Source organism: Roseovarius sp. A-2, from assembly GCF_002072155.1.
Classification (GTDB): domain Bacteria; phylum Pseudomonadota; class Alphaproteobacteria; order Rhodobacterales; family Rhodobacteraceae; genus Roseovarius.
Genome location: NZ_BDIY01000006.1, coordinates 162,660 through 181,928, shown reverse-complemented (window position 1 = coordinate 181,928; position 19,269 = coordinate 162,660). Strand labels below are relative to the sequence as shown.

General features: G+C 63.7%; 20 protein-coding genes and 1 tRNA gene. 11 read left to right on the top strand and 10 right to left on the bottom strand.

From position 1 onward, the window contains the following. The first annotated feature begins 269 nt into the window (after positions 1 to 269). Positions 270 to 482, top strand: a complete 213-nt coding sequence (locus BHD06_RS10125) for an AlpA family transcriptional regulator (protein ID WP_080456871.1) — start codon at positions 270 to 272, stop codon at positions 480 to 482. Further along, positions 466 to 1,557, top strand: coding sequence for a hypothetical protein (locus tag BHD06_RS10120; protein ID WP_139784686.1), 1,092 nt, complete (start codon positions 466 to 468; stop codon positions 1,555 to 1,557). The genes BHD06_RS10125 and BHD06_RS10120 overlap by 17 nt, the downstream gene beginning before the upstream one ends. Before the next feature lie 92 nt (positions 1,558 to 1,649). Here the strand turns inward: BHD06_RS10120 and BHD06_RS10115 are convergent. Further along, positions 1,650 to 1,735: transfer RNA gene (locus BHD06_RS10115), tRNA-Leu, on the bottom strand. Positions 1,736 to 1,868: 133 nt separating this feature from the next. Here BHD06_RS10115 and BHD06_RS10110 point away from each other — a divergent pair. Both BHD06_RS10110 and BHD06_RS10105 read left to right on the top strand, forming a co-directional pair. Further along, complete coding sequence (locus tag BHD06_RS10110; protein WP_080456869.1) at positions 1,869 to 2,447, top strand: YqaA family protein; 579 nt, start codon at positions 1,869 to 1,871, stop codon at positions 2,445 to 2,447. After that, positions 2,447 to 2,911 carry a disulfide bond formation protein B gene (locus BHD06_RS10105; RefSeq protein ID WP_080456868.1) on the top strand — a complete coding sequence of 155 codons (465 nt, stop codon included), beginning with the start codon at positions 2,447 to 2,449 and terminating at the stop codon, positions 2,909 to 2,911. Before BHD06_RS10110 ends, BHD06_RS10105 begins: the two co-directional genes overlap by 1 nt. A gap of 57 nt (positions 2,912 to 2,968) precedes the next feature. On the opposite strand, the gene BHD06_RS10100 is transcribed toward BHD06_RS10105, so the two are convergent. Continuing rightward, positions 2,969 to 3,397 (bottom strand): Lrp/AsnC family transcriptional regulator, encoded by a 429-nt coding sequence (locus BHD06_RS10100; protein ID WP_080456867.1) that lies wholly within the window; start codon positions 3,395 to 3,397, stop codon positions 2,969 to 2,971. A gap of 119 nt (positions 3,398 to 3,516) precedes the next feature. Here BHD06_RS10100 and rocF point away from each other — a divergent pair, with 119 nt between their 5' ends. From rocF to BHD06_RS10085, 3 genes are read left to right on the top strand one after another with little or no spacing between them, the layout of a single operon-like run. Next, on the top strand, positions 3,517 to 4,446 hold the full coding sequence (gene rocF, locus BHD06_RS10095) for an arginase (RefSeq protein ID WP_080456866.1): 930 nt from the start codon (positions 3,517 to 3,519) through the stop codon (positions 4,444 to 4,446). A 10-nt stretch (positions 4,447 to 4,456) separates the two neighbouring features. Continuing rightward, entirely contained in the window at positions 4,457 to 5,506 is a 1,050-nt protein-coding gene (locus BHD06_RS10090) for an ornithine cyclodeaminase (RefSeq protein ID WP_080456865.1), read from the top strand. 54 nt (positions 5,507 to 5,560) lie between these two features. Beyond that, entirely contained in the window at positions 5,561 to 6,379 is an 819-nt protein-coding gene (locus tag BHD06_RS10085; RefSeq protein ID WP_080456864.1) for a glycosyltransferase, read from the top strand. A gap of 274 nt (positions 6,380 to 6,653) precedes the next feature. Here BHD06_RS10085 and BHD06_RS10080 read toward each other — a convergent pair whose 3' ends face one another. The 7 genes from BHD06_RS10080 to BHD06_RS10050 all read right to left on the bottom strand — a co-directional run bounded on the left by BHD06_RS10080 (position 6,654) and on the right by BHD06_RS10050 (position 12,814). After that, positions 6,654 to 6,899: a MoaD/ThiS family protein gene (locus BHD06_RS10080; RefSeq protein WP_080456863.1), complete on the bottom strand. Its 246-nt coding sequence runs from the start codon at positions 6,897 to 6,899 to the stop codon at positions 6,654 to 6,656. After that, positions 6,899 to 9,148 carry a xanthine dehydrogenase family protein molybdopterin-binding subunit gene (locus BHD06_RS10075; protein ID WP_080456862.1) on the bottom strand — a complete coding sequence of 750 codons (2,250 nt, stop codon included), beginning with the start codon at positions 9,146 to 9,148 and terminating at the stop codon, positions 6,899 to 6,901. The genes BHD06_RS10080 and BHD06_RS10075 overlap by 1 nt, the downstream gene beginning before the upstream one ends. Next, a complete protein-coding gene (locus BHD06_RS10070) occupies positions 9,148 to 9,627 on the bottom strand; it encodes a (2Fe-2S)-binding protein (protein ID WP_080456861.1) in 480 nt (159 codons plus the stop codon). Before BHD06_RS10070 ends, BHD06_RS10075 begins: the two co-directional genes overlap by 1 nt. Then, complete coding sequence (locus tag BHD06_RS10065) at positions 9,624 to 10,487, bottom strand: xanthine dehydrogenase family protein subunit M (protein WP_080456860.1); 864 nt, start codon at positions 10,485 to 10,487, stop codon at positions 9,624 to 9,626. Before BHD06_RS10065 ends, BHD06_RS10070 begins: the two co-directional genes overlap by 4 nt. Positions 10,488 to 10,627: 140 nt before the next feature. Next, complete coding sequence (locus tag BHD06_RS23705; protein ID WP_176214325.1) at positions 10,628 to 10,861, bottom strand: hypothetical protein; 234 nt, start codon at positions 10,859 to 10,861, stop codon at positions 10,628 to 10,630. A 127-nt stretch (positions 10,862 to 10,988) separates the two neighbouring features. After that, on the bottom strand, positions 10,989 to 11,705 hold the full coding sequence (locus tag BHD06_RS10055; protein ID WP_080456858.1) for an RlmE family RNA methyltransferase: 717 nt from the start codon (positions 11,703 to 11,705) through the stop codon (positions 10,989 to 10,991). Beyond that, positions 11,705 to 12,814 carry a Ppx/GppA phosphatase family protein gene (locus BHD06_RS10050; RefSeq protein ID WP_080456857.1) on the bottom strand — a complete coding sequence of 370 codons (1,110 nt, stop codon included), beginning with the start codon at positions 12,812 to 12,814 and terminating at the stop codon, positions 11,705 to 11,707. The genes BHD06_RS10055 and BHD06_RS10050 overlap by 1 nt, the downstream gene beginning before the upstream one ends. A gap of 235 nt (positions 12,815 to 13,049) precedes the next feature. Here BHD06_RS10050 and BHD06_RS10045 point away from each other — a divergent pair, with 235 nt between their 5' ends. From BHD06_RS10045 to BHD06_RS10035, 3 genes are read left to right on the top strand one after another with little or no spacing between them, the layout of a single operon-like run. Next, positions 13,050 to 13,346 carry a virulence factor gene (locus BHD06_RS10045; RefSeq protein WP_080456856.1) on the top strand — a complete coding sequence of 99 codons (297 nt, stop codon included), beginning with the start codon at positions 13,050 to 13,052 and terminating at the stop codon, positions 13,344 to 13,346. 30 nt (positions 13,347 to 13,376) lie between these two features. After that, complete coding sequence (locus tag BHD06_RS10040) at positions 13,377 to 14,303, top strand: 5,10-methylenetetrahydrofolate reductase (protein WP_080456886.1); 927 nt, start codon at positions 13,377 to 13,379, stop codon at positions 14,301 to 14,303. Between the two features lie 9 nt (positions 14,304 to 14,312). Further along, a complete protein-coding gene (locus BHD06_RS10035) occupies positions 14,313 to 15,377 on the top strand; it encodes a methyltetrahydrofolate cobalamin methyltransferase (protein WP_080456855.1) in 1,065 nt (354 codons plus the stop codon). Between the two features lie 171 nt (positions 15,378 to 15,548). Here the strand turns inward: BHD06_RS10035 and BHD06_RS10030 are convergent, their stop codons facing one another. Beyond that, positions 15,549 to 16,154 carry a response regulator transcription factor gene (locus BHD06_RS10030; protein WP_080456854.1) on the bottom strand — a complete coding sequence of 202 codons (606 nt, stop codon included), beginning with the start codon at positions 16,152 to 16,154 and terminating at the stop codon, positions 15,549 to 15,551. Positions 16,155 to 16,700: 546 nt separating this feature from the next. On the opposite strand from BHD06_RS10030, the gene BHD06_RS10025 reads away from it, so the two are divergent. Beyond that, complete coding sequence (locus BHD06_RS10025; RefSeq protein WP_080456853.1) at positions 16,701 to 19,238, top strand: ATP-binding protein; 2,538 nt, start codon at positions 16,701 to 16,703, stop codon at positions 19,236 to 19,238. The last annotated feature ends 31 nt before the right edge of the window (positions 19,239 to 19,269 follow it).

The following is a 19,269-nucleotide window of genomic DNA, read 5'->3' as shown; positions in this document are numbered from 1 at the left end:
GCTCCAACCCAAGAACTTCTCCACGCATCAAAGACCCCGCATAAGACACGTCGCTAACGACGTAGTTAAACACGTATCTTAGATCATTGCCCAAGCGTCAGGCAGGCGGTGCCAATGGCGCGGTTACACTTTTTTGGACAAAATAAAACAATTACATAACAGTATTTTACGCGGCAGATATCGGATATCTGCCACTACTCGAGTTCGGTTCATTTCCGGGGCAATCAGGATGAACCGACTTCCCGAACTCCTAAGATCGGAGCTTCCGGATGTCTCTTCGCGCACAACCCATTGCCGTCAAGGAAAATACGGCTGCTGCCATGCTCGACATGTCACAGGCAGAATTCCGGCGACTGGTGGGGCGCGGCGCCCTGCCGCCGCCGTGTCAGATTGGGGAAGCGGTCCGTTGGCGTGTCGCCGATCTCGAAGCAATCCTCATTGGAACCAAACGAAAGCCAGACGGTGATGACGATTTCGAATAAAAGCAAACCAAAAAAGCCACGGATCCAGCGCGAGCGTTTGAAATGGGTCTGGCCCCGGAACGGGTCTGAATGGGAGCCGTATCACCGGGTCACTTGGACAGATAGGTCCGGCAAGAGAAAAGAACGTAGCATCAAGCTCGATTGGCAGGGTGATCCTCGAAAGCTTGATGATGAATACTGGGCGGCAGAAGCGGGTCGACACCCGGCACAACGGAAACCATCCAAGCACACTTGGGCTGAATGCATCCGCGAGTGGCGTAGTGATGCCCCCATCCAGAAGAAGCTCTCGGCTGGCACCAAGAAGTCGTACAATCGCGAATTCGAAAAGATTCTCGAAAAGAACGCCGACAAGCCGATGTCTTCGACCACCAAGAAAGCCATCCGGAAAAAACACAACGCTATGTCAGCGACGCCGAGGGCAGCCGACTGGATGTTGCAGGCCGTTTCCATTCTTTGGAACCATGCAAAAGACAAGCTGGAATGGCCGCTTGGAGACAATCCGGCCCATGGTGTCGACAAATACGGCTCGCAGCGAGTGTTTTTGACCTGGCCAGATTGGATGCTCGAGGCGCTCGCCAGCGCGCCCGACGACGTGCGGATCGCAGGGGAATTGATTCGTGGGACCGGACAGAGGCCTGCTGCGTCGATCAAAATGCTCAAAAGCGCATTCAAGGGCGAATGGGTTACCGTCACAGATGAAAAGGGTAATGAGACATTCGACATCTATTGCCCTTGCCGTCTGAGAACGTTGGTCGAGAACCTGGAGAAAGGGCCGAGGCATGTGCTTGCAAAATCGGAGAAAGCGCCGCGTTCCTATGACGTTGTAGAAAAGTCATTTCGTGCGTGGCGCGACACTCTTGCAGAAATCGCCGCAGAACACGACGATGACGCAAAACGCTACAGTCTCCACGGCCTCCGGAAGCGCGCGTGCGTTGAACTTGCCGAAGCCGGGTGCACGGATGCAGAAATCCAGGCTGTGACGGGCCAGAGCCTTGAAACGGTCGCAAAGTACCGAAAAGAGGCGAACCAGAAGGCGATGTCTCGAACAGCGCAGATGCGGCGGTTCAAAGAGTGAAGTGGGAGTCAGCAGTGGGAGTCACGCAAAAACCGGAAAAGCCGCCGATCAACGGATCGGCGGCTTTTTCTTGCAAAGTCATAGACTTGTAATGGTGCCCAAGGCGAGACTCGAACTCGCACGCTGTTGCCAGCGGGGGATTTTGAATCCCCTGCGTCTACCATTCCGCCACTTGGGCCCGATGTCATCATTAGCCGAGCGCGCGCGCCTCGTCCAGTGCCCTCGCGCAAAATCCCGGCCCGGCCAGCCGAGGGCTTGACCGCGCCCGCCCCGCATGGTGTTTCGCCGCAGAGCCGAACAGGACAATCCACATGATCAGATCGCTTTATGACCGGACGCTACGCATGGCCGAGCACCGCCATGCCGTGTGGGTGCTGGCCTGCGTCAGCTTCATCGAAAGCTCGGTCTTTCCGATCCCGCCCGATGTTCTTATGATCCCGATGATCCTGGCCCGGCCGTCGCGCGCCTGGTTGATCGCGGGCATCGCACTCGTCTCGTCGGTGCTGGGCGGGATGCTCGGCTATGCCATCGGCGCCTTCGCCTATCAGGAGATCGGCCAGCCGATCCTGACTGCTTTGGGTAAGGGCGAGGCGATGGCCGCCTTTGCCATGCGGTTCAACGATTTCGGGTTCTGGGCGGTGCTGACGGCGGGGGTGACGCCATTTCCGTACAAGGTGATCACCATCATGTCGGGCTGGACGGCGATGCCGCTCGGTACCTTCATCGCCACCTCGATCCTGGCGCGCGGTATCCGCTTTTTCCTGGTGGCCGCCCTGCTGTGGAAATTCGGCGCGCCGGTGCGCAACTTCATCGAGCGCCGCCTCGGGTTGATGACACTACTCTTCGTACTGCTGCTTTTCGGCGGCTTTTATGCGACAAGGTTCCTGTGATGCACCCCAGTCAACGCCAATTGATCCTGCTTGCCGCCTCGGGCTCCGCCGTGCTGATGCTGGGCGCGCTCGCCTTTCAGCATATCGGCGGCATGGCCCCGTGCAAACTCTGCCTCTGGCAACGCTGGCCGCATGTCATAGCCATCGCGCTCGGGGCTGCGGCCTTGCTCGCCCTGCCCCGCCTCATGGCGCTCGGCGGGCTGCTCGCCACCCTCGCGACGGCGGCGATCGGCGGCTATCACTCGGGCGTCGAGCGCGGCTGGTGGGAGGGGCCGTCGGAATGCTCCTCGTCCGGCGCGGCGGGGCTTAGCACAGACGAGTTGTTCAACCAGATCATGGCCGCGCCGCTGGTGCGCTGCGACGAGGTGCCCTGGGAAATGCTCGGTCTGTCGATGGCGAGTTGGAACATGCTGGTGTCGCTCGGTCTCGCGGCACTCTGGCTGCTAGCCCTGCGCGCCCGCTGACGCATCGTGGAACGCCGTTAGCAAATGGTGTGCAAGGCTTTTGCAAAGGCCTTGCACCTACCTCCCGGATTTCCACGTATTCAGCAGCAGGCTCGTCTCCGAACTCGCGATCCCGTCGAACCTCCGGATCTGTGCCAGCACGCGGTCAAGTTCTTCCAGGGTTTCGGTGCCGATTTCCACGATCACGTCCCACCGGCCGTTGGTCGTATGCGTCGCGCGCACCGCGCTCAACCCGTTGAGCTGTCGGATCACCCGGTCGGTGCCGCGCCCCTCGATCCCCAGCATCATCAGCCCGCGCACCGGATCGCGCGCCGTGTCGCCGCGCAGCACCACGGTAAAGCCGACGATTTCGCCATTTGCGCGCAGCCGCTCGATTCGCGCCCGAACCGTGGTGCGCGACACCCCCAGCCCGATCGCCAAATCCGACAACGAGGCGCGCGCATCGTGGCGCAGGATCGAGATGAGCCGCCGATCCGTTTCGTCCATTTCGAAAGCCTCTGATTTCGGTCCGCGCAGATTTGCCCCGATTAGTGCAAAACAGCCGCTTCAATTCAACCCAAATCGGCAGCATCCTCCCGGCAATACGCACATCAACAGAGGTTTCCATGACCCCGAAAGACATCATCCTGATCGGTGCCCCCGTCGATAGCGGCAAGGATCGGCGCGGCTGCCTGATGGGGCCCGATGCCTATCGCACCGCCGGTCTCGCCGAGGCGCTGATGGATCTCGGCCACCGCGTCTCGGACACCGGCAATCTTACGCCGCAACCCGCCACGCCCGACCCGGCCATGCCGCCCCATGTCTACGCGCCCGCGCAGACCGCCGGATGGACCGCGACCCTCGCCAAGGCGGCACAGGATGCGCTCGCCACCGGCCTGCCGGTCTTTCTGGGTGGCGATCACAGCCTGTCGCTCGGTTCCGTCGCGGGCGCGGCCAATCATGCCGCCGTTTTGGGTCGGCCGCAATTCGTGCTCTGGCTTGATGCCCACAGCGATTTCCACACGCCGCAGACCACCGCTTCGGGCAACCTGCACGGCACGCCTTTGGGCTATGTCACCGGCCGCGCGGGGTTTCACGGCTTTCCCCCCGTCGCCCATCCGGTGCCCGAGCAGAACATCTGCATTCTCGGCTTGCGCTCGGTCGATGCCGCCGAGCGCGAGGCGCTGCAAGCCACGCAGATCCGCTATCACGACATGCGGGTGATCGACGAGCAGGGCATCTCACGTCCGCTCGGGGCCTTTCTCGACCATGTCGCGGCTGAGGGCGGTGCCCTGCATGTCTCGCTCGACGTGGATTTTCTCGATCCCTCCTTCGCCCCCGCAGTCGGCACCACCGTGCCGGGCGGGGCCACCATCCGCGAGGCGCATCTGGTGATGGAGATGATCTGCGACTCTGGACTGATGACATCGCTCGACCTTGTGGAGTTGAACCCCTTTCTCGATGATCGCGGCCGCACCGCGCAGGTGATGGTCGATCTCGCGGCCTCGGCACTTGGCCGCCGCGTCTTTGACCGCCCCACCCTTGCCTATAGCTGAGGATAGCCCCATGACACTCGCCCCCTCCGACAAGGCGCTCGTGCCTTTCGTGTCAGTCGACAACATGATGAAACTGGTCCACCACATCGGGATCGAGCCGATGCTGCGGGGCTTGGCCGATTATATCGAGGCTGATTTCCGCCGCTGGCGGCTTTTCGACAAGACCCCGCGCATCGCCTCGCATTCCGAGGAAGGGGTAATCGAATTGATGCCCACCTCGGATGGCGAGGTCTATGGCTTCAAATACGTGAACGGCCACCCCAAGAACACCAAGTCCGGATTGCAGACCGTCACCGCGTTCGGGCTGTTGGCCAATGTCGGTAATGGCTATCCGGTGCTTTTGTCGGAAATGACCGTGCTCACCGCGCTGCGCACGGCGGCCACCTCGGCGATGGTGGCAAAGCATCTGGCACCCAAGGGTGCCGACACCATGGCGATGATCGGCGCGGGCGCGCAATCGGAGTTCCAGAGCCTCGCGATGAAAGCGCTGGTCGGCCTCAAATCCGTGCGTCTCTATGACATCGACCCCGCCGCGACGGAGAAAGCCGCCCGTAATCTCACCGGCCTGGGGCTGAAGGTCGTGCAATGCCGCAGCCCCGAGGAAAGCATGGAAGGCGCGCAGATCATCACGACCTGCACGGCGGACAAGCAATATGCCACGATCCTGACCGACAACATGGTCGGCGCGGGCGTGCATATCAACGCCATCGGCGGCGACTGCCCGGGCAAGACCGAACTCGCGCCGGAGGTGCTGCACCGCTCCACTATCTTTGTCGAATATCCCGAACAGACCCGCATCGAGGGCGAGATCCAGCAGCTTGATCCCGACCACCCGGTGACCGAGATGTGGCAGGTCCTGTCGGGCGAGGTGCCGGGGCGGACCTCTGCTGAGCAGATCACGCTCTTTGACAGCGTCGGCTTTGCGATCGAGGATTTCAGCGCCCTGCGCTATATCCGCGACCATATCGGCGCCACCGATTACTACATGGATCTCGACCTGCTGGCCGACCCGGACGATCCGCGCGACCTGTTCGGGATGCTGCAACGCGCCGCGCCCTGAGCGCGTGCCGCATCAAGGCATGACAGGGCGGCGCTTTCAGGCTATTGGCGGGCCATGCGCTATGCCTTCCTCATCCCCACCCGCAATGCCGGCGACAAGCTGCTGCGCACGGTCGAGAGCGTTCTGGCGCAAAGCTCGGTGCTTGCGGGGCGCGATCAGGTGGAGTGTCTGATCGTCGACGGGGCCTCATCCGATGACAGCCTCGCGCCGGTCGAGGCGCTGCGCGATCCACGCGTCACGCTCCTGTCGGAGCCCGATGGCGGCATGTATGACGCGCTCGCCAAGGGGCTTGCATGGGCGGGCGGCGACGTCACCTGCTATCTGCCCGCCGGAGAGACCTATGATCCGCATGCCTTTTCGGTGGTCTCCGAGGTGTTCGGACAGTTCCCCGAAATCCACTGGCTGACTGGTCAGGCGGTGCTGCGCAACGCGGCGCGGCAGATCGTCAACACCCGCCTGCCGCATCCCTACAGCCGCCGCTTCATCGACTGCGGCATGTATGGCACCCGGCTTTACGGGATCGAACAGGAAAGCACCTTCTGGCGCTCGGATCTCAACGCGCTGGTCGATCTCGACCAGTTGCGGGGCTGCGAGCTGGCGGGGGATTATTTCCTGTGGAAGTCGATGGCGCGGCGACATGATCTTTACGTGGTCGATGCCCAGCTCGGGGCCTTCACCATTGAGCCGGGGCAGCTTTCGAAACGCGCACCCGGCGCCTATCGCCGCGAATTGCGCCGCCTGCGCCGCCCGCCCAGATGGGCCGAACGCCTTGGTGCCCTGCTCTGGCGGCAATACGAGAAACGCGCGGTGCCGCGCGCGGCGCGTCGTCTGGTGCGCTACGATCACGACACGCAGGTCTGGCGGATGGACTGAGCCCGTCGGGATATAGCCTCTAGCGGACCTTGGACACCTCCAAAAGGTGTAGCGCGGCCGCAGGGCCGGGGACTGGCGATGCGACGGCAGATGCAGGTACTTTATCCCAGCCAAGTCATTCTAAAATCAACACTTTGCGCGCCCTATCACATCGCCAGGATCCGGGACGGCGTCATGCCGGAGGCATGCCTTCGGCATGGCGATCGCACGGCACCTACGGTGCATTTCGCGCGGGATGCGGCAACGACAGCTTCAGGCCATCTGCGCCCCTCTCTCACCCCCCTTTCAGCCGCTTGAGCAACACCACCTCGCTGTCTTCAGCAATCGGCTGGAACCAGCTGTCGTTGTAGACGCGCCCGTCGATGGAGACCGACACGCCGCGCTCCAGCTCCGGGCGCAGGCCGGGGAATTTCTCCCCCAGCCCGTCGAGCAATTCGCGCAAGGTGCCGGCGTTGATCTCGACCTTGCGCGCGCCCTCCGCCTGATCGGCGAGTGAGCCCCAGAGCAGCACCTCGACCATCAGCCCTCCGCTTTGGACTGCATGGCCGACAGCACACGCGGCGGCGACATCGGCAATTGCGTCATCCGCACGCCCGCCGCCTCGGAGACCGCGTTGGCGATGGCCGCGAGGGGCGGCACGATCGAGGTTTCGCCGACGCCGCGCACACCGTAAGGGTGGCCCGGGTTGGGGATTTCCAGAATAACAGTGTCGATCATCGGCAGGTCCGACGCCACGGGAATGCGGTAATCGAGGAAACCGGCATTCTGCAGGATCCCATCCTCGCCGTAGATATACTCCTCGTTCAGCGCCCAGCCGATACCCTGCACGGCACCGCCCTGAAACTGCCCTTCGACGTAGGAGGGATGCACCGCCTTGCCGGCATCCTGAAACACCGTGTAGCGCAGGATCTTGGTCGAGCCGGTGTCACGGTCAAGCTCCACATCCACCATATGGGTGGCGAAACTCACGCCTGCGCCTTCGGCATTCACCTCGTAATGCCCGGCAATCGGCCCGCCGGTATTCGAGGCGATGGCGGCGATCTCCTTGAGCGTCATGGGGGGGAATTTCCCGGCATTGGGCCCGGCTGGCCGCGCCGCGCCGTCTTCCCATTCCACGGCCTCCTCGTCGATGCCCCAGATCATGGCGGCGCGGCGGCACATCTCCTTTTTCGCCGCTTCTGCGGCCTTGATCGTGGCCAGCCCCACGGCAAAGGTCACGCGGGAGCCGTCTGTCACCTCGTTCTGCCCCAGTGATCCGGTGTCAGCGATGATCGTGCGGACCTGATCGTAGGGAATGCCCAACTCTTCGGCGGCCATCATGGTCATCGACGCGCGCGAGCCGCCGATATCGGGGTTGCCCTCGGACACCGTCACCGTGCCATCGGGCGTGATGTTAAGGCTCACGCAGGTATCGCCGCCGAAATTGAACCAGAAGCCGCAAGCGACCCCCCTGCCCTGATTCTCGCCCAAGGGTGCGGACCAGTGCGGGTGCGATTTCGCTGCCTCCAACGTCGCCTTGAGGCCAATGGCGGGATAGGTCGGGCCGTAAGACGCCTTGGTCCCCTCATCCGCCCCGTTCATCAACCGCACGTCCAGCGGGTCGAGGCCGAAACCCTTGGCCGCCTCGTCAATCGCGCTTTCGATGGCGAAGGCCGCCATCGGCGCCCCGGGGGCGCGGTAGGCGGCAGCCTTGGGCCGGTTGGTGACCACGTCCCAGCCCACGGTCTTGACGTTTTCCAGATCGTAAGGCGCAAAGCCCGACATCGCGCCCATATCGACGGGCGATCCCGGATAGGCCCCGCCCTGATAGCGCAACTCGGCGAACCCGGCGGTGATCTTGCCGTCCTTGGTCATGCCGATTTTAACATCGATGGAGGTCGAGGAGGTCGGCCCGGTGGCGCGCAGCACCTCGGAGCGGCTCATCACCATCTTGACCGGGCGGCCTGATTTTTTAGCCAGCATCAGCGCGACGGGCTCCAGAAACACCACTGTCTTGCCGCCAAAGCCGCCGCCGATCTCGCTGGCGGTGACGCGCAATTGCCCCTGTTCCATGCCCAGAATGGCAGCACAGGTGTTGCGCACCATGTAATGGCCCTGGGTGCAGACCCACAGATCGGCCTTGCCATCGGGGCCCATCGTGGCCAGACAGGCATGCGGCTCGATATAGCCCTGATGGGTGGCGGCGGTGCGATAGGTACGCTCGACCACGCGGTCGGCCTGCGCCAGCCCCGCCTCGATATCACCATGCCCAAATTCGGAACGCGCGATAACGTTGCCGGACATGCCCTCGGGCACCGTCTCTTGTTGGCGGCCCTCGTGCAGCACGGGCGCGTCGGGCTTTATTGCCTCATCCACATCCGTCACATGCGGCAGCACCTCGTATTCGACCTCGATCAATTTCAGCGCCTTGCGCGCCACCGCCGGGCTGCTTGCGGCAACAGCGGCCACCACATGGCCATCGTAAAGCGCCTTTTCGCCCGCCATGCAGTTGTCGAGCACATCGGCTACACCCTCGGGCACCTCGCCGAAATCGGCACGGGTGACCACGGCCTTGACGCCCGAGAGTGCCTCGGCCTTCGACGCGTCGATCCTGACGATCCGCGCATGGGCGTGGGGGCTGCGCAGGATGCGGCCCGTGAGCATGCCCGGTGCCACCATGTCGGCGCCAAACCGGGCGCGACCCGTCACCTTGTCGATCCCGTCGGGCCGGTCGGGCCGCGTGCCCACGACCTTGAACTCACGTGTTTTCTTGGTGTCATCCAGTGCCATTACGACGCCCTCCGCATGTCCGCCGCCGTTTCCATCACGGCGCGGATGATCTTGTCATAGCCGGTACAGCGGCAGAGATTACCGGCCAGCCAATAGCGCACCTCCTCCTCGCTCGGGTCGGGGTTGCGCTCCAGCAGCGATTGCGCCGCCACGAGGATTCCTGGCGTGCAGATGCCGCATTGCAGGGCGGCCATCTCGATGAATTTCTGCTGCAAGGGATGCAGTTGGTCGCCCGTCGCCATGCCTTCGATGGTGGCGATGTCGCGGCCCTCGGCCTCGGCCCCCAGCATCAGGCAGGAACAGACCAGACGGCCATCGACGGCCACCGAACAGGCCCCGCAATCGCCCGTGCCGCAGCCTTCCTTGGTGCCCGTGAGGCCCAGCCGGTCGCGCAGCACGTCGAGCAGCGTGTCTTCGGCCTCGCACAGGAATTCGGTCTCATCACCGTTGATCCTGGTGGTTACGTGTAGCTGGCTCATACCGTCTCTCCTTTCGCGCGCTTGGCCGCGATCACCGCCACGCGCCGGGCCAGAACTCCCGCCACGTGCTTGCGGAAATCAATCGTCCCGCGCTTGTCATCAATCGGGGTGGCCGCTTGTGAACAGGCCTCCGCAAGATCACTGAGCGCCGCCTCGTCGAGCACGCGGCCAGTGATCGCCTGTGCCGCGTCGTCAACCAACATCACCTTGGGGCCAACCGCGCCCAGCGACACCCGCGCCGTCGTTACACGGTCGCCCTCGTCAAGGCTCAGCAAAATGCCGCAGCCCACCACCGCGATATCCATCTCGGTGCGGGGGATGAAGCGCAGATAGGCATCGCTGGAGCGTTCGCCGCGTGCGGGCAGCCAGACAGAGGCAATGAATTCGCCGCGTTCCAGCGCCGTCTTGCCAGGGCCCTGGGGCACGTCGATCACATCCATGTCGCGCATGCCGTTCGGCCCGGCGATCCGCACTCGCGCCCGCGCTGCGACCATTGCCGGGACGGAATCAGCCGCCGGCGAGGCGTTGCACAGGTTCCCCGCCAGCGTGGCACGGCCCTGAACCTGCGTCGAGCCGATCAGCCCTGCCGCCTCGACCACGCCGGGCCAATCGGCGACAAGCCCCGCATGCTCGCCCATCTCCGCGCCCGAGACAGCCGCACCAATGCGCCAGCCGCCCTCCTCGGCGGCAATGTCGCGCATGCCCTCGATGCGCTTGATATCGACGACCATCTCCGGCTCGATCATCTCCGAGCGCAGCTTGACGAGCAGGTCGGTGCCCCCCGCCAGCACATGCGCGCCGTCCTGCCCGGCGAGCAGGCTCACGGCCTCTTCCAGCCGGGTCGGTGCCTCGTATCGCATCTGGTTTGTCCTTTCTTCTGGGGTCGGCCCGGAGACTCGGGCCGCGTTTGCGGTGACTATCCCGCAACTTGCGGCCAGACGCAAACGTCTCACCGACATGGCCCGGCACGTAATCGGCACGCTTCGAACCACGATCCGCCTTAATCACCTGTCAACATGGGCGGGTCATCCTGATCCGGTGCCGAATGAAAAACGAATCCATGCCCCACGCCATGCCCACCGATCTGCCCTCGCCCATGCGCCATGCGCGGCTGTTCGAACTTATCCGCCAGGACGGTCTTGCCCGGCAGGTCCATCTGCGCCTCGCGCAACACGTACCCCCCGATCCGTCGCAGTTGCGGCGATTTGCAGCCGGGGCGCACCGCTCGCTGCAAGGCGATAATCCTGTGCGCGTGAGAAGGTAGAATATTGCGACCGCATTGCGGGGCATGACCCATTGCCGCCGTTTGACATCGCCACGTTAGATGCCTTGCGGGCGTCACAGGCCAGCGCCACCAGACCTCACCCCCGAAACCCGGTCGCCACCACGAATTTCTCGGAACTGTCGGACCGCGATGCGGGTGGTTTGACATTTGCCACCTTGGTGAACCGCTGCTTCAACAGCTTCTGCAACTCGCCCTCGGCGCCCCCGGCCAGCACCTTGGAGACGAAGGTGCCGCCCTCTTCCAGCACGTCGAAGGCCAGATAGGCCGCAGCCTCGCAGAGCGCGATAATGCGCAGATGGTCGGTCTGCTTGTGCCCCGAAGAGGAGGCCGCCATGTCCGACATCACCACATCGGCCTTGCCGCCAAGCCAGTCCTTGACCTTGTCGTCGGCACCATCTTCCATGAAATCGAGCTGATGGAATTCGACACCCGCAATCGGCTCCACCTCCTGCAGATCGACCCCCAGAATGCGCCCCTGCGCCTTGCCCGCCTTCTGCCCGAGCGCGTTGACGCGTGGCACCGCCACCTGACACCAGCCCCCCGGCGCGCAGCCCAGATCGACGACCCGCGCGCCCGGCACCAGAAACCGGAACTTGTCATCAAGCTCCATGATCTTGAACGCCGCGCGTCCGCGATAGCCCTCGACCTGCGCGCGCTTGACATAGGGGTCATTCAATTGCCGTTGCAGCCAGCGCGTCGACGAGGCTCGCCGCCCGCGCGCCGTCTTGACCTTGACCGTCAGGTCGCGCTGCCCACGCCCCGAGGTATTCTTGCCGTCCGGCCCCTTCGCCATCACGCATCTCCGTCCATCAATACACCATCCGCCGCCATCTGCGCGTAGAGCATCCCCTCGCGCAGGCCCCGATCCGCCACGCTCAGCCGGTCCGTGGGCCAGCACCTGAGCAGCGCCTGAAGAATCGCCGCCCCCGACATGATCAATGCCTGCCGGTCCTGACCGATCCGTGGATCGCGCCTGCGCCCGACCGGGCCAAGCGCCAGATAACTGCGAATGACCGTGTCGATCTCGTCGCTGGTCATGGTCAGCCCGTCCACCTTGTTGCGGTCATAGCGTTTCAGCCCCAGATGGCTTGCCGCAACGGTGGTCACGGTGCCGGAGGTGCCGACGATCTGAAAGCCCTCGCGCGTCTGCTCGTCCTTGTAGGGGGCGAATTCGGCGAGGTTCTCTTCAAAAAACCAGCTCATCAGCGCAAAGCGCGCGCTGTCATCATCGACGTCGCGGAATTGATCGCGCAGCGTCGCCACGCCCAACGGCACGCTGATCCAGTCCACGACCCGCGCGCCGGGCCGGTCGTCTGTACATTGAAAGCCCAGATGCATACGCATGATCGCGCGGCGGCGTTCTGATTGCGGCACGTCGCGCAGGTCGATCCACACCAGTTCGGTCGATCCGCCGCCGATATCCACCACCAAAAGCTGTTCGGTCCCGGCACTCACCAATGGCGCGCAGGACACAACCGCCAGCCGCGCCTCTTCCTCGGGCTTGATGATATCAAGCCGCAGCCCGGTCTCGCGCTCCACCCGGGTCATGAAATCGGTGCCGTTCGAGGCCCGGCGGCAGGCTTCGGTGGCCACCAGCCGCATTTGCGTGACCTTGTGCCGCTTGAGCTTTTGACGACAGACCCGTAGCGCCTGAATGGTCCTATAGATCGACGCGCGAGAGAGCCTGCCCGAGCGTTCCAGCCCGGCCCCCAGTTGCACCGACTTCGAAAAGCTGTCCACGACTTTGAACTGAGCGCCCTCGGGACGGGCGATCAGCATGCGGCAACTGTTTGTTCCAAGATCCAGCGCCGCATATAGCGACGGCTGATCCGGCAGGCTCAGTGCGGGGCTCTCATCCGGTTTCGGGAACGCGCCCGCACTTTCGGGACGCTTGGGCGCCATGACGACACGCCCTCCATTTCAAGTTGCGTTCAAGGTAATGTCATCGGCACCCGCACGCAAGCGTTGCTATGTGCCGATGAAGATCATGAATCATTTTCCCATTTCCGCCCGTGGCTCTCGGATTGCACCCGGGCTATTCTCGCGACGTCGCATGACGCTTCCGTTCTGTCGAAATCATGCACTGACACGTGCCCGCCCTGCATTAGGTAGGAGCCCAGAGGAGAAAGGAATCAGCATGGTTGACGTCACCATCGTCTTTTGGCGGGACATCCCCGCGCAGGTCATCGTCGGCAAGGCGCGTCGCGGGGCCAAGGTGCAATTGCCCGAACGCTTCGAGCAGGCCATCGACCGGGCCGCGATGAAAACGGGGGCCGCAGGCACCGACGACTACCTCGCCGAATGGCGCAAGGCTGATCCCTATCCTGTAGAAGGCGAACCCGACGCCGTCGCCAAATCCGAGGCGGCGCGGCTCGATGCAGAGTATGATCAGGACCGCATCAAGGCCCTGATCGCCAACAATGGCTGGGCGTGAATGCGCCACGGTTCGATATGGGAGGCCGCAATGGCACTTTTGAACTTCAAGAAGCGTGAGAAAGTCACCCCGGCCAATGCCCAGCTGGAGGCGTTCCTTCAGGGCTATTCCATCGAGGTGATGCCGCGCACCGCCGAGAAGGTCGAGACTTTCCGCGACCTGCTTCCGCAAGGCACCCGCGTCTACATCGCCCATATCGAAGGCACGCCGATTGAGGACATGGTCGCCACCGCCAAGCGTCTGTCGCGCGAAGGTTACCCGGTGATGCCGCACTTCCCGGCGCGCATCATCAAGGACCGCGCCACGCTGGCTGACTGGATCGCTCGCTATCAGGGCGAGGCTGGCGTGGATCAGGCGTTGCTGCTCGCTGGCGGTGTCGAGAAACCGCACGGCGATTTTCACGCCTCCACGCAACTGCTGGAAAGCGGCGAGTTCGATCGCGCGGGCTTCAAGCGCCTGCACGTGGCGGGCCACCCCGAGGGCAACAAGGACATCGATCCCGACGGCAGCCGCCGAAACGTCGACGAGGCACTGCGTTGGAAGCAGAAGTTTTCCGAGACCACCGACGCGCAGATGGCACTTGCCACGCAATTCGCCTTTGACGCGAAACCCATCATCAAATGGGCCGACGCGCTGCGCGAGGCGGGCATCACCCTGCCCATCCATATCGGTATCGCCGGGCCTGCGAAATTGCAGACCCTGATCAAGTTCGCCATTGCCTGCGGTGTCGGCCCCTCTTTGAAGGTTCTGCAGAAACGCGCTATGGATGTCTCCAAGCTGCTCATGCCCTACGAGCCGACCGACGTGCTTACCGAACTCGCGGCCCACAAGGCTGCCAATCCGGATTTCAACATCGAGCATGTGCATTTCTTCCCGCTCGGCGGGATCAAGGCCAATGCCACATGGGCCATCGAAAACGGTGGGGCCGCAGCCGTGCCCGCCAGCAAACAAGGATAACAACAGAACATGACCCGCACCATCGTCGAGAGCAAGACCAAGACCGCCGTGATCGGCTTTGACGAGCCGTTCTGCGTCATTGGCGAACGCATCAACCCCACGGGCCGCAAAAAGCTCGCCGCCGAACTGGAGGCGGGCGATTACTCCACCGTGGAATCCGACGCCATCGCACAAGCCGCCGCCGGGGCCACGGTGCTCGATATCAACGCGGGCGTGGTCTATAATTCCAACCCCAACCCAAACGAGACCGAGCCGCCGCTGATGACCGCTATTGTCGAGCTGGTGCAGGGGTTGGTCGATCTGCCATTGTGCATCGACTCATCGGTTCCCGCCGCCCTCGAGGCCGGGCTTCAGGCCGCCCATGGCCGCCCGCTGCTCAATTCGGTGACCGGTGAGGAAGAGCGTCTCGAATACGTGCTGCCGCTGGTCAAGAAATACAACGTGCCGGTGGTAGCGATCTCCAACGACGACACTGGCATTTCCGAGGATCCCGACGTGCGCTTTGCCGTCGCCAAAAAGATCGTCGAGCGCGCCGCCGATTTCGGCATCCCCGCGCATGACATCGTGGTCGATCCGTTGGTCATGCCGATCGGTGCCATGGCCACCGCCGGTCAGCAGGTCTTCACCCTCGTCCGTCGCCTGCGCGAGGAACTGGGCGTGAATACCACTTGCGGGGCATCGAATATCTCGTTCGGTCTGCCCAACCGTCACGGCATCAACAACGCGTTTTTGCCCATGGCCATGGGCGCGGGCATGACATCCGCCATCATGAACCCGATCGCGCTGCCGGTGAAACAGGCCGAGATCGAGGCAAAAAAGGCCGAGATTACCGCCGCCGGTCTGATCCTGCCCGAGGGCATGGACGACGAAACCTTCTGCCAGCTGTTTGGTCTGGGTTCGATGAAGCCGCGCGCGGGCAAGGAGATGGAGGCGATCATGGCCGCCAATTTCCTGACCAACAACGACCCCCACGGTGGCAATTGGATCAAGTTCAACAAGGCGCCGCCGAAACCCGGCGATGAGGTCCGCACCGGTGGTCGCGCAGGGAGCCGCAGCCGCCGTCGCCGCGCCTGATCAGGGTTTTTTTGACCACACACTGAAAAACCCCGCCGGATGGCGGGGTTTCTCGTTGAGTTCCACACCGAAGAAACCGCATTTGACTGAGCGAGATCCCGACCGTCACACCTGTGGATCAAGGTCGCATCTGCGCCACGTGACGCTCCCGCGCTCGCCCTTATCCGCGTTTCAGGCATAGCCCAGATCGCGGGCGATCATCGCGGCATGGGTGCGGTTGCGCGCGCCCAGTTTGCGCGACAGGGTCTTGAGATGCAGCTTTACCGTCACCTCCTGGATGTCGAGGTCACGGGCGATTTCCTTGTTAGATTTGCCCTCTGACACCGCCACCAGAACCGCGCGCTCGCGCGGTGTCAGCCGCGGGCTGTTCACCTCCGGCTCGCTCTCCAGGAGAAATTCCAACGGCGCGTAGACCTTGCCCGCCAACATGTGATGAACGGCGGCAATCAGCGATTGCGGGTCGAGTGTCTTGGGCAGGAACCCTGCCGCCCCCGCGCGCAGCGCCCGCCGCGCCACGTCGGGCGGTGCCGTGCCCGACAGGATCGCGACCGGACACCCCGCCTGCGCCTGCATCTGCTCCAGCCCGCTCAGCGCCTCCATTCCGGGCATCTGGAAATCCAGCAGCACCAGATCGAACGGCCCCGCCTGTTCCTCCACCGCCAGCGCCACATCCAGACATGCCGCGACATCGACGGAAAACCCGCCCTGCCTGCGCAGGAACTCGGCGATCATCTCGCGGACGAGATCATGATCGTCGGCCAGCAGGAGCCTAGCCATGTCCTTCCCTTTCCTTGTGCCGGAACCGGGCGCGCACAGGGGTCGCGCCATCGAAACCGTCGTGACACTTATGCCTCCGCCCGGAACGATAACAACAACTTGATCACATTTTGTCGTCGCAGCCCATGCAAATGCGGGTTTCGCTCAAGCGGGTATTACCTCGAGAAGGCAGATGTGATCTGTTACAAAAAAACGCGCAATTCAAGCGCAAGTGTAGCATGGATGCAGTCTCTTTTCGGTAACAATCATGGTCTAGCAGGTTTTGAAGGCGGTGCGTTCCGCAGGCACGTCCCGGGACGCCGCGGAAAAACTGGAACTCGGGGCGCAAAACGGCTATTTCAGCGGCATGTCCGTCCCGATATCCTGACAGGCAAGCCGAACAGCGCCCATGCGCGAAATGCCGCAGGGGGAAGACGAGCGGCGTCCGGGCCTGCGCCAACATGTCCGAGCCGACCTTTGGGCCATTGCCGCGCCGACCGGCAATCCCTGACGGCCTGACCGAATCACCGCCCGCCGCGCATGGCGTGCGCCCTGGAATGAAACCGGATGAGTGCCACGACCGATCCAAACGTTCCTGCCCGTGAACGGCTGGTCCTGACCGTCCTGAGCATCTTTGCGGCGGCCTGCATGCTGGCCGCCGCCCTTCTCACGGCGCAGGTTATGGGCAAGCTCGATCAGTATGGCCGCGCCAAGCAGGATAACCTGCACTGGACGATGTCGCAGCTCGAAGTCGATCTCCTGCGCTTTCAGCTGTCGCTCGAACGGTTGCCAGACATCAATCCGGGCTCGTTCGTTCAATTGCGCCGACAGTTCGACCTGCTCTACAGCCGGATCATGACCCTGCAACGCGGCGATGTCTATCCACGGGCGATCCGAGACGCCCTGTTGGAGGACGAGCTGACGCTGATCTTGTCGTTGCTGGCGGAGATGGTTCCAGTCATCGACGCGCCCGACCCGCAATTCGAGGCCGGTCGCGATCGGCTTGCGGCACTTGCCGGTCGCATGATGGCGCCGATCCGCACCGTGGCCACCGAGGCGATCACCGTCGATGCGCGCCGCTCGGATGCGGAGCGCGCGGCGCTTACTTCGCAAATCGTCACCCTGACGATCCTGATCCTGCTGATGGTAACGGCGCTTTTCACCCTTCTGATCACCCTCTGGCGGCTCTACCGGAACCATCGCCTGCGCGCCGAGGACAGCCGCCGCACCTCGAACCGCCTGGCAACGATCCTCAACACCTCGCAGGATGCAATCCTGGTGATCGACAGCCAGGGTCGCCTGCTCGAGAGCAACGGGCGGGCCCGGCGCATGTTCGATCTGCCGCCGCAAGGAGCCGACGATGTCCGGTTCGCCGACCTCGTGACCGAGGCAGAGGATGGGCGCATGGACACCGCGCGACTGATGGAGGCCTGCGCCGAGCGTCCGTTCCGCTCAGACAGACTCACCGGGCACAGCCTGAGCGGGCGCAGCTTCGCGGCGGAGCTCTCCGCCGATCTCGCCGCGCGCGGCGATGCACCGGTCTGTATCTGCTTTGTGCGCGATATCTCGGCACGGCGCGCGGCACATGCGGAAATCGCCTCGGCGCATGACCGCGCGCTTGCGGGCGAGCAGGCCAAGGCGCGTTTTCTCGGTATGATCAGCCACGAGATGCGCACCCCGCTCAACGGCATTCTCGGCGCCCTCGATCTGCTTGAAGATACCGGCATGGACAGCGAACAGCAAAGCTATACGCGGATCATGCGGTCCTCGGGCAAATTGCTCCTGACGCAGATCACCGATGCGCTCGACATCACGCTGGCCGAATCCGGCAAGCTGCGGCTGAATTTCACCGAATTCAATCTCGATCAACTGCTGTCCGATTTGCTCGACAGCCAGTCTACCGCTGCGGCAGCCCGCGGCAACCGCCTTCGCCTTCTGACGCCCGCTGGACAGTTGGGCATGGTCACAGGCGATCCGGATCGCCTGCATCAGGTGCTGCTCAACCTGCTGTCCAACGCGATCAAGTTCACGCGGAACGGAGAGATCACGCTGGAGGCGTGGCGGCAGGATCAGGCGGATGAGGTGGAGTTTCAGGTCGCCGATACCGGCGTCGGAATATCGGAGGTCGATCTGCCGCATGTGTTCGACGATTTCATGCGCGCCGACCCCCCCGGCGAGGAGCAACCCGAAGGAACCGGGCTGGGCCTCGGCATTGCCCGACAGCTGGCGGGGCTGATGGGTGGCAGCGTCGGTGCCGAGAGCGAGCTGGGCGAAGGCAGCCTGTTCTGGCTGCGCCTTCCCCTGCCCTCCCCCGCGGCGCGCCCTGTAACTTCTCCGGTTCGCGCCGATGCATCCCCTGGCCCTGCCATGGCGGCCCGGGTGCTGGTGGTCGAGGACAATCCGAACAACCGGATGGTGGTCGAGACGATGCTCAGCCGCGACGGCCACCAGGTGACCTTGGCGCATGATGGCATCACGGGTGTCGCGGCCGCGCAGGCGGCGTTCCACGACCTGATCCTGATGGATGTGAACATGCCGCGCATGGACGGGATAGAGGCGGCACGCGCGATCCGGTCAGGCGATGGTCCCTGCGCGCAAACCCGGATCGTGGCGCTGACCGCCCATGCCGGGACAGAGGTGGCTGAGACCCTGCTTCAGGCCGGGATCGACGAGGTCCAGACCAAGCCGCTCAGTCGAGAGGCATTGCGCCGGGTCTTGGCGGGCGGTGCGGTCGTGTCACCGGCGCAACCCACCGCCGAGGCGCTGCCCTGTCTCGATCATCACTATCTCGACCAGTTGGGACACAGCATGCCAGACGCGCGCATCGCTGAGATCCTGCGGATGTTCGAAACCGAAGGCGGCGCCCTGATCACCGCGCTCGACCGGGACTATACCCTGCCTGATGATACGCTTGTCGATCGGCTGCATCACCTGGCGGGCACTGCGGCCACCTGCGGCGCGCGCGCCTTTCAGGCCGCCCTTGCCGAGAGCGAGGCGGCCGTTCTGTCGGGCGACCACAGGGCACGGGCGATGCGGTTGGCGACGCTTCCGGTCCTCTGGACGCGAACCCGCGCCGCGCTTCGGGCCTATCGCGACGGCCGTTGAGGACGCGCTCACAAAGAGTTGCCTTTCACGC